This window comes from Streptomyces sp. NPDC054956, assembly GCF_053609185.1.
This window is the reverse complement of the sequence record NZ_JBSGXB010000233.1, coordinates 1-12,491: the sequence shown is the minus strand read 5'-3', so window position 1 is coordinate 12,491 and position 12,491 is coordinate 1. Positions and strand designations below refer to the sequence as shown.

The following is a 12,491-nucleotide window of genomic DNA, read 5'->3' as shown; positions in this document are numbered from 1 at the left end:
GACCCCCGTCCCGGTCGCGGCCACGCTGGCCTGGGTGTTGGGCACGGTGGTCAGCAGCCGCCGGAGGAGGCGGGGGCGCCGATGGTGAGGGTGGCCGGGGCGGCGCAGCAGCCGCCGCCGGTCTCTTCGGCAGCCTCGGGCTGGTCGAAGAGACCGGCGCCGCCGCACACGCCGGTCTCGGGAAGGGTGAGTTCGACGCGCTCGGCGGCCTCGTAGTCGCCGGCAAGGGCGGCGGCGATGGAGCGGACCTGCTCGTAACCGGTCATGGCGAGGAAGGTGGGGGCGCGGCCGTAGGACTTCATGCCGGCGAGGTAGAGGTCCTTCTCCGGGTGGGAGAGCTCGCCCGCGCCGTGCGGGTAGACGGTGCCGCAGGAGTGCTGGTTGGGGTCGATCAGCGGGGCGAGCTCGACCGGGGCCTGGAGGCGCTCGTCGAGGCCGAGGCGCAGCTCGTCGAGGAAGGTGAGGTCGGGGCGGAATCCGGTGAGGACGATGACCTCGTCGACAGGGTCCAGGCGGCGGCCGTCCTCGCCGACGAGGGCCAGGCGGCCGTCTTCCGTCTTCTCGATGGCGTCGGTGCGGAAGCCGGTGACCGCGTCGGCGTATCCGCCGTCTACTGCGGCCTTGGCGGCGAGGCCGAGGGCGCCGCGGGCGGGCAGCTGGTCCGCAGTGCCGCCGCCGAAGGTGGAGCCGCTGATCCCGCGCCGGAGGATCCAGGTGGCGTGCGTGCCGGTGCCGTCCTCAGCCTTGGCGAGATCGGCGAGGTAGGCCAGAGCGGTGAAGGCGGAGGCGCCGGAGCCGATGACGGCGGTGCGCTTGCCGGCGTACCGGGCCCGGACGGCCGGGTCCTTGAGGTCCGGGACGCGGTACGAGATCTGCTCTGCGGCACTCTTCTCGCCGAGCGCGTGCAGGCCGCTGCCGCCGGCCGGGCTGGGGGTGGACCAGGTTCCGGAGGCGTCGATGACGGCGCGGGCGAAGATCCTCTCCTCGCGGCCCTCGGGGCTGGTGAAGTGAACGACGAAGGGCTGGGCCTCGCGGTCGGCATCGACGATGCGGTCGCGGCCGGCCCGCGAGACACCAGTGACGGTCGCGTTGTAGCGGACACGGTCGCCGAGTACGTCGGCCAGGGGCTGGAGGTAGAGCTCGGCCCAGTCGCCACCGGACGGGTATGTGGCACCGTCCGGCTTGACCCAGCCGGTAGGGGCGAGTAGCTTCTCGGCCTCCGGGTCGACGACCTCGGACCAGGTGGAGAAGAGGCGTACGTGCGACCAGTCACGCACGGCGGACGCGGCGGCCGGTCCGGCCTCCAGGACCAGGGGTTCGATGTCCCGCTCGATGAGGCGGGCAGCCGCGGCGAGTCCGATCGGGCCGGCGCCGATCACGACGACGGGCAGGGCTTCGGTGGATGCGTTCACGGCGGGCTCCCCAGTTGATTCGACGTCTGTCGATGTCCTGACGCCTCTAGAGTGGACCCTGGATCGATGTTCGTCAACATAGACATCCGTCGAAACTCGTCGGATGATGGGGGCATGACTACGAAGGTGTTGCCGCTGCTGGAGCCGGAGGCCGTGGCGGCGTGCTGCCCGCCGCTGTCGGAGCGCCCGCTGACGGCCGAGGAGGCCGAACGGACCGCCGTCATGTTCAAGGCCCTGGGTGATCCGGTCCGTCTGAGGCTGTTCTCGCTGGTCGCCTCGCATGAGGGCGGCGAGGCGTGCGTGTGCGACATCTCCGACGTGGGCGTCTCCCAGCCGACGGTCTCCCATCACCTGAAGAAGCTGAGGGAGGCCGGGCTGCTGTCCTCCGAACGGCGCGGCACGTGGGTGTACTACCGGGTCGAGCCCGCGGTGCTCGCCGCCATGGGACAGCTCCTGACTCGTGCGGCTACCGCATGACCATCACCATCGCGCCGCTGGCAGAAGCACACGCGGACGAGGTCCTGGCCATCTACCAGGCGGGGATCGACGAGGGCAACGCCACCTTCGAGACCACCGCCCCCACCTGGCAGGCATTCGAGGCCAGCAAGCTGCCGGAGCACCGCTTCGCCGCCGTCGGCGAGGACGGCAAGGTCCTGGGCTGGATCGCGGCGAGCGCGGTCTCGGACCGGTGCGCGTACGCGGGCGTGGTCGAGCACTCCGTCTACGTCCACCCCGCCGCCCGTGGGCAGGGTGTCGCCATGCGGCTCCTCACCGCACTGATCGGCTCGACGGAGGCTGCGGGGATCTGGACGATCCAGTCCGGTATCTTCCCCGAGAACCGCGCCAGCCTCGCCCTCCACCAGCGCGCCGGCTTCCGGGTCATCGGCACCCGCGAGCGCATCGGCCGCCACCACGGCGCGTGGCGAGATGTCGTACTCCTGGAACGCCGCAGCCCCGCCGTCGGCTGACGCCGCTCTGCCAGGACGTGAAGGGCCGCACCAGTCGGCGCCGCCCGGCTTGCAATCGGTACCCAGGTACAGGTTTATCGTCGGAGATGTCCCCGCCCACACTGGGCCGGGGACTCGACGACGGGAGTGGTCACGATGAGGTCATGGGTTCCGGCCTCCTGCACGCTGCCCACGCCCGAGCAGCCACTGCGGGTCGCGGAGTTCAACGCGCTGTTCGCCGAGCAGCTGGCCGGCTCCACCCGGCCGGACCGGCGCCGGCTCCGCCTCGTGCTCACCGGCGGCCCCGGCGTTGAGGAGAGGGTGCGCGATCTGGTTGCCCGCGAGAGCGGCTGCTGCTCGTTCTTCACCTTCACGATCAAGCCCGGCCCGGAACATATCCTGCTCGACGTCGAGGTCGATGAAGCACACGTCTCGGTGCTGGACGCCCTTCAGGAGCAGGCCGCGGCCCACCTGGACCTGCCGTGAGCGGGGAAGGACTGCGCAGTGGGCAGGTCGCGGACGCGGCCGGGGTGAACATCCAGACCCTGCGCTACTACGAGCGGCGCGGCCTGCTGGCCGAACCCGACCGTAGCCCCGGCGGCCACCGCCTCTACCCCGAGGACGCCGTCACCGCCCTGCGGGTCATCAAGGCCGCCCAGAGGCTCGGGTTCACCCTGGAGGAGGTCGCCGAGCTCCTGGAGGCAGGCCGTCACCGCCACGGCCGCCGCGTACCCGGACTCCAGGACCGGGCCGCGGCCAAGCTCGCCGAGGTCGACGCGAAGATCGCCGACCTGACCACCATCCGCACCGCCCTGGCCGCCGCGGTTGAGGCGGGCTGCGACGACCTGGCCGTCTGCGCCTCCAGCCCTTGCTGCCCCATGCCCTTCACCGACCTCGCCGAGGAGAACCGCCATGCCGGACCCTGCTGCTGACCCCCGCCCCCACCGCGCCTCGGGGGGGGGGCCTGGCCGCTCTGGCGTGCTGTGCGCTGCCCGTCCTGATCACTGCGGGTGTCGTCGGGGCGGGTGCCGGGGCGGTCGTCGGCTGGCTGCCGGCCCTCGCCGTCGTCCTGGCCGTGCTCGCCGCCGGCGCCTGGTGGCTTGGTCAGCGCCGCCGCTCCTGCTCCTGCTCGGCGAAGACCGCAGGTGAGGACGGGTGCGGCTGCAAGGTGACCGCCGACCCGCTGAAGATCAGCGACACGGGCCGCCGGTAGGGTCCCCCGTTATGGCCGTCGCTCGTTCCATTGCCCTGTTCGCCGTCGCCGCCCTCTTCGAGATCGGCGGCGCCTGGCTGGTCTGGCAGGGCATCCGCGAGCACAAGGGCTGGATCTGGATCGGCGCCGGAGTCATCGCCCTCGGCCTCTACGGGGTGGTCGCCACCTTCCAGTCCGACGACAACTTCGGCCGTATCCTCGCCGCTTACGGCGGGATCTTCGTGGCCGGGTCGATCGCCTGGGGCATGGTCGCCGACGGCTACCGCCCCGACCGCTGGGACGTCATCGGCGCCATGGTCTGCCTCGCGGGAATGGCCGTGATCATGTACGCGCCCCGCAGCCACTGACCAGCTCCAGGCTTGGAGCACGCGGCCCGCGCGCCTGGTCTCGGTATGGGTGACACGGCTGGCCGGACTCCGCTCAGCCTGGCTCATCGAGGGTCAGCTGGCGGCAGTGGAATTCGAAGTGCTGTGTGGGGTAGCGGTAGATGTCCGCGAGCGTCATGAAGTCCTTGAAGAAGGGGTCCCACCGGACGGGGTAGTGCATACCGCGGGCAAGGGCGGCGTCCGACTCGGCAGCAAGGCGCCGCTCCAACGCGCCGGTGACCCGGTCGTACATGACGGCCATCCGCTGCGGACTGACGACCCTGGCGGCCCCACAGGGTCCCAGGTAGTTGACGAGGTCGAACGGCTTGGTACCCGCGTCCAGCAGCCTGGCGAAACCTCGGCTCAGGCACCGGGGCAGTCGGCCGAAGGCACGCGCCACAACCAGCAGGACGCGGGCGATGATGTAGCCGAAGAGCATGTGCCACAGCAGCTGGCGGTTGGTCCACCGGGTGCCGTCACTTGGGCGGTCAAGGCGGCGCGGCGAGGCGGTGTCCACGAGGGCGTGGAAGGTCTGCCGCGCCCGCGCATAGTCGTCGTGTACGGCCTGCCGGTCCATCGCCGTGTGCTCGCCCATAATGCTCCGCTCCACCCGTACTCGTGCTCGGGGATGGATGATTCCCGCCCAGGCCGGGGGCGGAACCGGGCCCCGGCTGCCGGTCAGTCCTCGTCCAGGAGCGGGCCGAAGGTCTGCTCGGCGATGCGCAGGGCTTCGCCATGGCTGGTGATCCGGCCGTGAACCTCCGGATGCTGTCGTGCCCACGCCTGAGCCGTGGAGGGGCCGGCGAAGAAGTTCAGCGCGTCACAGCACACCGAGGCCGCCGGGCCCGCCTTCGCCCGCATTCCCACGAAGACGACCGCTTCGGCGGGCTCCCAGCGCGCGGTGCCGTCGGTGAAGGTGACCGTGACCGGGCGTCCGTCGACCGGGTCACAGGAGGTGACCGCGACGTCCTGGTGGAGCATCGCGGCGACGCCGAGGGCGTCGATCGCGCACATCGCCCACGCCTCCACCCCGCGCGCCAAGTGCAGCCGGTGCGGGGTCGCCACCGCGGAGAACGGATACGCCGCACGGATACGCCCGTCGGCGTCGAGGGTCAGGAAGTCTTCTCGGTCGAGCTCGGCTAGCACGTCCACGGCCGTACGGCCTGCGGTGGCCGCGGCGTCGGCGAGGGCGGCCGGTTCGGGGGCGTGACCGGTGGCGGCGAAGTGCCGCAGCACGGCCTGATGGACCGTGCGCAGGCCGCGCTGGCCGGGGGCGCGTCGGCCCCGGCCGCCCCGGCCGATCGGATCCAGCACGTCACGCTCATCCCCGCAGCATTCATCGTCAGGCGCGGACGCGGACACCCCGGTGGCGGCGAATGCCTGCCGCAGGGCCTCGACGCTCGGCGCTCCGCCGGGCCGGCCTTCCTCGTCCCGGTACAGGCGGCAGGACACGCTGGGCGGAGCACCGGCCACGGCGAAGGGGTCGACGCCGTCCACCAGGACCGTGGGCGAGCCGGTCATCCGCCACCGGGCTGCCTCCGCCTCCTGGCGCACCTCGATCAGCTCTACCTGAGCCTGCTTCCCGTCCAGTGCTGCGGTGATCCGTTCGCGGACCACGGGAGCGTTGGGGCAGTCAGGCACGGTCAGCACGGTGATCCTCATGGGGCCGACCGTAGACCTTCCAGTGCGATGGAAGGTCAAGCCGTACGCTGAAGACATGCGCATCGGGGAGCTCGCCACCGAGTCGGGGCTGACGACGAAGACGATCCGCTTCTATGAGCAGGCGGGCCTGCTGCCTGCGCCCCCGCGCACCCCCGGCGGTTACCGCGACTATCCGCCCCACGCCGTAGCCCGGCTCGCGTTCGTCCGCGACGCCCAGGCCGGCGGGCTCACACTCGCCGAGATCCGCTCTGTCCTTGCCCTGCGCGACAGCGGCCAGGCGCCATGCACCCAGGTCGGTCGAACGACGGATGGACGAGCTCCGCCAGGCTCGCACGGTCTTGCGCGAGCTGGCCCGCCGGGCCGCCGTGACCGACCCGGACACCTGCTCGGCCGGCGACATCTGCACGATCCTTGCCCGCCCCTGACACCCCGGGCCCGGCGTCAGCTGCCAAGCAGTTGCGCGATGTCCCGTGCGGCGTCTCGCGCGGGGCGTCCCACACCGATCAAGGTGGCCGAGGCGGGGCCGGTCCAGTCGCCGTAGCCGAGCAGGTGCAGCCGCGGTTCGTCGACGGCCCGGGTACCGACAGTCGCGATGTGGCCGCGGGTGCCGCGCAGGCGCAGTGAGGCGAAATGAGCGAGGGCGGGGCGGAAGCCGGTGCACCAGATGACCGCGTCCGCTCCAGCGTCGGTGCCGTCGGCCCACTCGACGCCGGTAGCGGTAAGCCGCGTGAACATCGGCTTCGCATGCAGGAGTCCGGCGTCGCGGGCGGCGCGTACGGGCGGCACGGCCACGATGTCGCCGAGGGAGGCCACGCCACCAGTGTCGGCGCGGCCGGCGTCCAGGGCACGGCGGCGGGCGGTGGCCGCGTCGAAGAGGGCGCGGCCGTCGATGTCGTCGGCCAGGTAGCGGGGCGGACGCTGGGTGACCCACGTCAGTTCGGCCACGGAGGCGAGGTCGGCGGCGATCTGGGCGCCGGAGTTCCCGCCGCCGACCACGATCACCCTCTGGCCTGCGAACTCGGCGGGACTCTTGTACTGCATCGTGTGGAGCTGGCGGCCGGAGAACTCCCGGCGACCGGGGACGGCGGGGATGAACGGGCGGGTCCAGGTGCCGGTCGCACTGATGACCGCACGAGGCCGCCAGCCGCCCGAATCGCTCTCGACGCGGAGGAACTCGCCGTCGCGGTGGACCGCGTCGACCCACACGCCGCGCTGGACCGGCAGCTCGTACCGCTTCTCGTAGTCGGCGAGGTACTCCACGACATGCTGCGCGTCCGGGTACGTCTGGCCGGGCTGGGCGGGCATCAGCCGCCCGGGCAGCGAGGAGTACTGCGCCGGGGAGAACAGATGGAGGGAGTCCCAGGTGTGCTGCCACGCCCCGCCGGGTGTGGCCTGGGCGTCGAGGATGACGTGCTCGATGCCCAGGCGGCGCAGGTGGTAGCCGGCGGCGAGCCCTGCTTGGCCGCCGCCGATCACCACCACATCCGTGCGCTGCGTCATGCCGCGGGCTGCTCCGTGTCGTTCTTGCCGCGCATGAAGATGACCGCCACGAGCGCCAGGCCCACCACGGCGCCGACCAGCTGCATGCCGATGAAGCCGGGGACGGAGGCCGGGGCGATGCCCGCGAAGGTGTCGGTGAAGGCGCGGCCGATGGTGACGGCCGGGTTGGCGAAGGAGGTGGAGGAGGTGAACCAGTACGCGGCGCCGATGTACGAGGCGATGGCTACGGGCGCGAAGCGGAGCCGGTCTGTGCGTGCCAGGCCGAAGATCAGCATGATCAGGCCGGCGGTCGCCACGACCTCGCCAAGCAGCAGGTTTCCGGCGGAACGGTCGTGCGTGGACCACTTCACCAGCGGCTCGCCGAACATCGCGTCGGCCAGGATCGCGCCCGCGATCGCGCCGACGACCTGCGAAGGCACGTAAACGGCCAGCTCGCGGGCGGTGACTCCAACGCCGCCGCGGTGGGCGGTCCACCACTCGGCCAGGGTGACGGCCGGGTTGAAGTGCGCGCCGGAGACCGGACCGAGCAGGGCGATCAGGACGCCGAGCCCGAACACAGTGGCGGTGGAGTTGGCCAGCAGCTGGAGAGCCACGTCGTCGGTGAGCTTCGTGGCCTGGATGCCGGAGCCGACGACGATCGCGACCAGGGCCGCGGTGCCGACGAGCTCGGCGGCGGCGCGGGCGATCAGCGGGGTGCGGGGCGGGGTCGCGCCGGGTGCGGGCTGGGGCTCGTCGGCGGCTATGTCGCTCTCCGCTGCGGGGGCGGCGACGGGCTCGGTGGCGGTCAAGACGGGTTCTCCTCGGGCAGGTGAGGCAAAGCGCGGAAGGCTATGGGCAGGACCGCTTGAGGTTCGCTTCGGCGGTGGCACGCGCGGTCGTGGCGAGGTCGGCGAACTGACCGGCGAGGGCTTCGATGACTTCCGGGCGCAGGCGGTAGTAGATGTACCTCCCGCATGGCTCCGTATCCACGACCCCGGCCTCGCGCAACACCTTCAGGTGGTTGGAGAGGTTCGTCTGCTTGGCACCCGTCTCCTCCACGAGGTGGGTGGTGCACAGCGTCTCGCGGGCGAGCAGGGTCACGATCTGGAGCCTGAGCGGGTCGGCCAGAACCCGGATCAGATCAGTGTCGACTGACGTCATCATGTGCTGATACTGTCACATCAGCTGGGGCTGACACCAGTCCGAGCTGACCTTATTGGCTCCTTTGAACGGGAACGCCATGTCCACGCCCTCCTCGCCCCTCCTGCCGGACGAACGCCTGGCTGCGGGGGCTGCCCGTCTCGCCTCCCGGTACACCGGCCACTTCGCGCCGGAAACCGTGCTCAGCCTGCTCACCGACTCCTACGCACGTCTTGCCGAACAGGCACGGATCCGCACGCACCTGGTCGTGCTGGCGGAACGGCTGACCGCTGAACGCCTGGACGCCCTCGCCCACACCCAAGGGCTGACGAGCGGGCCGACCCGAGTGCTGTTCGTGTGCAGCCAGAACGCCGGCCGGTCCCAGATGTCCGCGGCTCTCCTGGCGCACCGGGCAGGCGAGCGGGTAACGGTCTCCTCCGCGGGCACCCACCCCGCCGACGCGGTGGAGCCGCACATCGCTCAGGCCCTCACCGAGGCCGGGGTGGACCTGGCCGATGCCTATCCCAAGCCGCTGACCCAAGAGGTCGTCCAGGCCGCCGACGTCGTGATCACGATGGGTTGCGGAGACGCCTGCCCCGTCATGCCCGGCCGCCGCTACCTCGACTGGCCCGTCGCCGACCCCGATGGGGCGCCGATCGCCGTCGTCCGCGATATCCGCGACGCCATCGACGCCCACATCACCGAGCTGCTCACCCAGCTCGCCCCCTGAAGCCCCCACAGATCCCCACCGCAGTCGCCTCACCCCAAGGAAGAACAGATGTCCTCCGCTCCTGCCGCCTCCGTCCTGTTCGTCTGCATCCACAACGCGGGCCGCTCCCAGATGGCGGCCGGGTTCCTCCGCCACCTGGCCGGTGACCGCGTCGAGGTCCGCTCCGCCGGTTCCGTGCCCGGCGAGCAGATCAACCCCTCGGCCGTGGCTGCCATGGCCGAGCTGGGCATCGACATCTCCGACCAGAAGCCGAAGGTCCTCACCCCCGAGGCCGCCCAGGCGTCCGACTACATCATCACGATGGGCTGCGGCGACGCCTGCCCGTACTTCCCCGGCAAGACCTACCTCGACTGGCAGCTCGAGGACCCGGCCGGCCAGGGCGTCGAGGCCGTCCGCCCCATCCGCGACGAGATCAAGGGCCTCATCGAGGGCCTGATCGCCGAGATCGACGCCAAGAAGCAGGGCTGATCCCGTGACCGACGCGACCATCGCCGACGACGGCATACGCAACGTCATCATCATCGGCTCCGGCCCCGCCGGATACACCGCCGCCCTCTACACGGCCCGAGCGCAGCTGAAGCCTCTGCTGTTCGGCAGCTCCATCTTCGTCGGCGGATCGCTGACCACCACGACCGAGGTGGAGAACTTCCCCGGCTTCCCCGACGGGGTCGACGGCCCGGACCTCATGACCAACATGCGGGCCCAGGCCGAGAAGTTCGGTGCCGAGATGATCGACGACGACATCGTCTCCGTCGACCTGACCGGCGCGATCAAGGAAGTCACCGACTCCGAGGGCACCGTTCACCGCGCGAAGACGGTGATCATCGCCACCGGCTCCGGCTACCGCAAGCTCGGCCTGCCCAAGGAGGAGGAACTCTCCGGCCGGGGCGTGTCCTGGTGCGCCACCTGCGACGGGTTCTTCTTCCGCGACAGGGACATCGTCGTGGTCGGCGGCGGCGACACCGCCATGGAGGAAGCCACGTTCCTCACCCGCTTCGCCCGCTCGGTCACCGTCGTCCACCGCCGCTCCACCCTGCGCGCCTCCCAGGTGATGCAGAACCGAGCCTTCTCGGACGACAAGATCTCCTTCCTCTTCGACAGCGAGATCACCGAGCTGGAGGACAAGGACGGCATGCTCTCCGGTCTCACGGTCCGCAACGTGATCACCGAGGAGATCCAACACCTCGACGTGACCGGCCTCTTCATCGCCATCGGCCACGATCCGCGCACCGAGCTGTTCACCGGACAGCTCGACCTGGACGCCGAGGGCTACCTCAAGGTCCACTCCCCGTCCACGCGCACCAGCCTCCCTGGCGTCTTCGCCGCGGGCGACGTCGTCGACCACACCTACCGCCAGGCCATCACGGCCGCCGGCACCGGCTGCGCCGCCGCCCTTGACGCAGAGCGGTACCTCGCCGCCCTTGCCGACGCGCGCTAACCACCGCCCCACACACGAGAGGAGGCCGCACCGTGGCCCTTAAGAGCGTGACGGACACATCCTTCATCGAGGATGTCCTCCAGAGCGACAAGCCAGTACTCGTCGACTTCTGGGCGCCCTGGTGCGGCCCCTGCCGCCAGCTGGCCCCCTCGCTGGAAGCCATCGCCACCGAGCACGGCAACCGGATCAAGATCGTCAAGCTGAACATCGACGAGAACCCGGAGACGGCCGCCGCGTACGGCGTCATGTCCATCCCGACGATGAACGTCTTCGTCGGCGGCAGGGTCGCCAAGACCATCGTCGGGGCCAAGCCCAAGGCCGCCATCGAGCGCGAACTACGCGACCTACTCAAGGCCTGATCCGAGGCGTTGGCCCGACCGTAAGCGGTGACCGGCATGCGCCAGTCACCGCTTACGCGTTCGGTGGCGGGGAGCCCCGCCTCGCCCTACGGGCTGGCGCGTCAGCCAGTACGGGCGCGGAGACATGATCTGCGGCTCGCTCCCGGCGATCTCCAGGAAACAACGCGGCATACGGGGACCGGCCTAGCGCGCACCGCCACCGCGGTCGGCGGATCAGTGGGCAGCTCGACGGGCATAGTGACGGGGCGGTCGTCATGCGTCGTGGTGTGCCCGGTCTGGTTGCCATCGACGAGTACCTCAACCACTGCGGGGTGCCCCGTCTGGACGGTGGCGCTGACCGAGTGTCCGGCGTGATCAATATGGAAGTGATGACGTCGTCGCATAGGTGCGCCTCCCACTGATCCCTACGGTTGGCTTCCCAAACGGCTCCCGATCGGGTGTGTCACGGCCGAATCGGGGGCGAATGGCGCACGAATGTTCTGGTCGCGCTGGGTGGGCTTGGCATGTCTGCGCTGGCGGCGTTGAAACTAGCTCGCACAGGGCTGTGTCACCCGGGCAGGGGATTGTGGGCTTCAGTACGGTCGCCGGGCTCGTGCATGTCCGTGGGGCTGGCAGGCTGGGCTCCGACACCGGAGACGGATCAAGAAGCCGACAGGCTGTCGCGGATCACGCGGTCGCTCCGCTGAAGTGCTGCGTCCAGGGCGCGACGGAGTTGAACTGGAATGGTGCCAGAGCCCAGGGCGCAGGCCTCGACGAGGTCATGGCAGGCCGCAAGTTGCGACGGTGCCGCGAGCTTGGCGAACAAGGGGTCGGCCAGCGCTTCCCGGGCGGCGAAGCCGTCGCGGGCGTTAGTGACGTGGTGGTACAGCTGGTTGACGATGCGCTGGGCGGTTGGGCTTGCAGGGGAGTCGATGGCGGCCAGGGCCGTGAGGCGGAGCCGGGTGTCGAAGACCGTCATGCCCTGCTCGGCGGGGACGGCGAGGACCACAGCCTCGAGTTCGGTCTCCTGAGCATGGCCCAGGCCGGCGGAAGCTCGGTGGCACAGCGCGTGCAGGCAGGCGGTGACGGCGAGTTCCCACGGGTCGCCGGCGGCGGTCTCGGCGATGAGTTCGGCGGCGTGGCTTGTGTCACCGCTGGTGAGGGCGGCGACGACGGCGATCTGTCGGCCGTCGAACATCCGCTTGCCGATGCCCTGGTGTTCACGGGTGTGCGCGAGGGCTTCGGCCCACCGGCCGGCTCCGGTGAGGGTGCGTGAGCCGTCTGCGAGAAGGACACGCCACAACCACGCCCGGACTTCCTGCCGGTCGGCTTTGGTCTGAACGAGGTCGGCGGGGACGTGCACGCCGTCGAATCGGTCGGCGATGTTGTTGCTGACGGCCTCGGAGAGGCGCAGGAGACGGTCGAGGCCGTCGTCGGGGTGCCCGGCGCGGATCTGGAGGCGCGCGAGGTTGACGACCGGTTCGAGGGCCCGGATCGCGGTCATGACGGGGAGCGGGGCGGCGTGCAGGTAGGCGTCGGCGTGCTGGTGGCACATCTGGCGGGCGAGGTCGGGAAAGCCGACATCGGAGGCGACGAGGGCGGCCTGGTTGTAGACGGCCGAAGCGAGGCCCTGGTCTGTTCCGGCTGCGGCGGAGTCGGCGAGCGTCACGAGGGCTTGGACGCGGTCGGGAAGGGGAAGGCAGGCGGGCCGGAATCGTGAGACGAGGGGGAAGCGTCGGGCTAACTGGCCGTGTGGGTCCATGGAGT

Annotated in this window: 16 protein-coding genes and 1 pseudogene; 10 read left to right on the top strand and 7 right to left on the bottom strand. The window is 70.8% G+C overall.

Going from position 1 to position 12,491, the window contains the following annotated elements; all coding sequences use genetic code 11:
* Positions 1–50 precede the first annotated feature (50 nt).
* Entirely contained in the window at positions 51–1,412 is a 1,362-nt protein-coding gene (locus tag ACWGDE_RS28365; RefSeq protein WP_453391870.1) for an NAD(P)-binding domain-containing protein, read from the bottom strand.
* Positions 1,413–1,526: 114 nt separating this feature from the next.
* On the opposite strand from ACWGDE_RS28365, the gene ACWGDE_RS28360 reads away from it, so the two are divergent.
* The 5 genes from ACWGDE_RS28360 to ACWGDE_RS28340 all read left to right on the top strand — a co-directional run bounded on the left by ACWGDE_RS28360 (position 1,527) and on the right by ACWGDE_RS28340 (position 3,919).
* Complete coding sequence (locus ACWGDE_RS28360) at positions 1,527–1,889, top strand: ArsR/SmtB family transcription factor (protein WP_453391869.1); 363 nt, start codon at positions 1,527–1,529, stop codon at positions 1,887–1,889.
* Positions 1,886–2,380: an N-acetyltransferase family protein gene (locus ACWGDE_RS28355; RefSeq protein ID WP_453391868.1), complete on the top strand. Its 495-nt coding sequence runs from the start codon at positions 1,886–1,888 to the stop codon at positions 2,378–2,380. Before ACWGDE_RS28360 ends, ACWGDE_RS28355 begins: the two co-directional genes overlap by 4 nt.
* A gap of 135 nt (positions 2,381–2,515) precedes the next feature.
* A complete protein-coding gene (locus ACWGDE_RS28350) occupies positions 2,516–2,845 on the top strand; it encodes a hypothetical protein (RefSeq protein ID WP_453391867.1) in 330 nt (109 codons plus the stop codon).
* Positions 2,842–3,291, top strand: coding sequence for a MerR family transcriptional regulator (locus ACWGDE_RS28345; protein ID WP_453391866.1), 450 nt, complete (start codon positions 2,842–2,844; stop codon positions 3,289–3,291). Before ACWGDE_RS28350 ends, ACWGDE_RS28345 begins: the two co-directional genes overlap by 4 nt.
* Positions 3,292–3,583: 292 nt before the next feature.
* Positions 3,584–3,919: a YnfA family protein gene (locus tag ACWGDE_RS28340; protein WP_453391865.1), complete on the top strand. Its 336-nt coding sequence runs from the start codon at positions 3,584–3,586 to the stop codon at positions 3,917–3,919.
* A 73-nt stretch (positions 3,920–3,992) separates the two neighbouring features.
* On the opposite strand, the gene ACWGDE_RS28335 is transcribed toward ACWGDE_RS28340, so the two are convergent.
* Positions 3,993–4,532, bottom strand: a complete 540-nt coding sequence (locus tag ACWGDE_RS28335; protein ID WP_453391864.1) for a DinB family protein — start codon at positions 4,530–4,532, stop codon at positions 3,993–3,995.
* Between the two features lie 83 nt (positions 4,533–4,615).
* Entirely contained in the window at positions 4,616–5,599 is a 984-nt protein-coding gene (locus ACWGDE_RS28330; RefSeq protein WP_453391863.1) for an alkylmercury lyase family protein, read from the bottom strand.
* Here ACWGDE_RS28330 and ACWGDE_RS28325 point away from each other — a divergent pair.
* Positions 5,598–5,849 (top strand): annotated as a pseudogene (locus ACWGDE_RS28325) (MerR family transcriptional regulator); the annotation flags it as partial. The gene ACWGDE_RS28330 and the pseudogene ACWGDE_RS28325 overlap by 2 nt on opposite strands.
* A 191-nt stretch (positions 5,850–6,040) precedes the next feature.
* Here ACWGDE_RS28325 and ACWGDE_RS28320 read toward each other — a convergent pair.
* The 3 genes from ACWGDE_RS28320 to ACWGDE_RS28310 are packed head-to-tail and all read right to left on the bottom strand — an operon-like array spanning position 6,041 to position 8,242.
* Complete coding sequence (locus tag ACWGDE_RS28320; protein ID WP_453391862.1) at positions 6,041–7,099, bottom strand: ArsO family NAD(P)H-dependent flavin-containing monooxygenase; 1,059 nt, start codon at positions 7,097–7,099, stop codon at positions 6,041–6,043.
* Positions 7,096–7,887 carry an aquaporin gene (locus ACWGDE_RS28315; protein ID WP_453391861.1) on the bottom strand — a complete coding sequence of 264 codons (792 nt, stop codon included), beginning with the start codon at positions 7,885–7,887 and terminating at the stop codon, positions 7,096–7,098. Before ACWGDE_RS28315 ends, ACWGDE_RS28320 begins: the two co-directional genes overlap by 4 nt.
* Before the next feature lie 40 nt (positions 7,888–7,927).
* Positions 7,928–8,242, bottom strand: a complete 315-nt coding sequence (locus tag ACWGDE_RS28310) for an ArsR/SmtB family transcription factor (protein ID WP_266635074.1) — start codon at positions 8,240–8,242, stop codon at positions 7,928–7,930.
* A 76-nt stretch (positions 8,243–8,318) separates the two neighbouring features.
* Here ACWGDE_RS28310 and ACWGDE_RS28305 point away from each other — a divergent pair, with 76 nt between their 5' ends.
* Genes ACWGDE_RS28305 through trxA form a run of 4 tightly spaced genes read left to right on the top strand, consistent with a single transcriptional unit; the run spans position 8,319 to position 10,745 of the window.
* Complete coding sequence (locus ACWGDE_RS28305; protein ID WP_453391860.1) at positions 8,319–8,948, top strand: arsenate reductase/protein-tyrosine-phosphatase family protein; 630 nt, start codon at positions 8,319–8,321, stop codon at positions 8,946–8,948.
* Between the two features lie 48 nt (positions 8,949–8,996).
* Positions 8,997–9,416 (top strand): arsenate reductase ArsC, encoded by a 420-nt coding sequence (locus tag ACWGDE_RS28300; RefSeq protein WP_315895706.1) that lies wholly within the window; start codon positions 8,997–8,999, stop codon positions 9,414–9,416.
* 4 nt (positions 9,417–9,420) lie between these two features.
* Positions 9,421–10,386 carry a thioredoxin-disulfide reductase gene (gene trxB / locus ACWGDE_RS28295; protein ID WP_453391859.1) on the top strand — a complete coding sequence of 322 codons (966 nt, stop codon included), beginning with the start codon at positions 9,421–9,423 and terminating at the stop codon, positions 10,384–10,386.
* 32 nt (positions 10,387–10,418) lie between these two features.
* Complete coding sequence (gene trxA / locus ACWGDE_RS28290) at positions 10,419–10,745, top strand: thioredoxin (protein ID WP_453391858.1); 327 nt, start codon at positions 10,419–10,421, stop codon at positions 10,743–10,745.
* Between the two features lie 640 nt (positions 10,746–11,385).
* Here trxA and ACWGDE_RS28285 read toward each other — a convergent pair.
* Positions 11,386–12,486, bottom strand: coding sequence for a hypothetical protein (locus ACWGDE_RS28285; RefSeq protein ID WP_453391871.1), 1,101 nt, complete (start codon positions 12,484–12,486; stop codon positions 11,386–11,388).
* Between the last annotated feature and the right edge of the window lie 5 nt (positions 12,487–12,491).

Bases quoted from the DNA above. Each gene is read 5' to 3' on its own strand.
- ACWGDE_RS28360 (WP_453391869.1), top strand. From the start codon at position 1,527: ATGACTACGAAGGTGTTGCCGCTGCTGGAGCCGGAGGCCGTGGCGGCG.
- ACWGDE_RS28355 (WP_453391868.1), top strand. From the start codon at position 1,886: ATGACCATCACCATCGCGCCGCTGGCAGAAGCACACGCGGACGAGGTC.
- ACWGDE_RS28350 (WP_453391867.1), top strand. From the start codon at position 2,516: ATGAGGTCATGGGTTCCGGCCTCCTGCACGCTGCCCACGCCCGAGCAG.
- ACWGDE_RS28340 (WP_453391865.1), top strand. From the start codon at position 3,584: ATGGCCGTCGCTCGTTCCATTGCCCTGTTCGCCGTCGCCGCCCTCTTC.
- ACWGDE_RS28335 (WP_453391864.1), bottom strand. From the start codon at position 4,532: ATGGGCGAGCACACGGCGATGGACCGGCAGGCCGTACACGACGACTAT.
- ACWGDE_RS28330 (WP_453391863.1), bottom strand. From the start codon at position 5,599: ATGAGGATCACCGTGCTGACCGTGCCTGACTGCCCCAACGCTCCCGTG.
- ACWGDE_RS28320 (WP_453391862.1), bottom strand. From the start codon at position 7,099: ATGACGCAGCGCACGGATGTGGTGGTGATCGGCGGCGGCCAAGCAGGG.
- ACWGDE_RS28310 (WP_266635074.1), bottom strand. From the start codon at position 8,242: ATGATGACGTCAGTCGACACTGATCTGATCCGGGTTCTGGCCGACCCG.
- ACWGDE_RS28305 (WP_453391860.1), top strand. From the start codon at position 8,319: ATGTCCACGCCCTCCTCGCCCCTCCTGCCGGACGAACGCCTGGCTGCG.
- ACWGDE_RS28300 (WP_315895706.1), top strand. From the start codon at position 8,997: ATGTCCTCCGCTCCTGCCGCCTCCGTCCTGTTCGTCTGCATCCACAAC.
- ACWGDE_RS28285 (WP_453391871.1), bottom strand. From the start codon at position 12,486: ATGGACCCACACGGCCAGTTAGCCCGACGCTTCCCCCTCGTCTCACGA.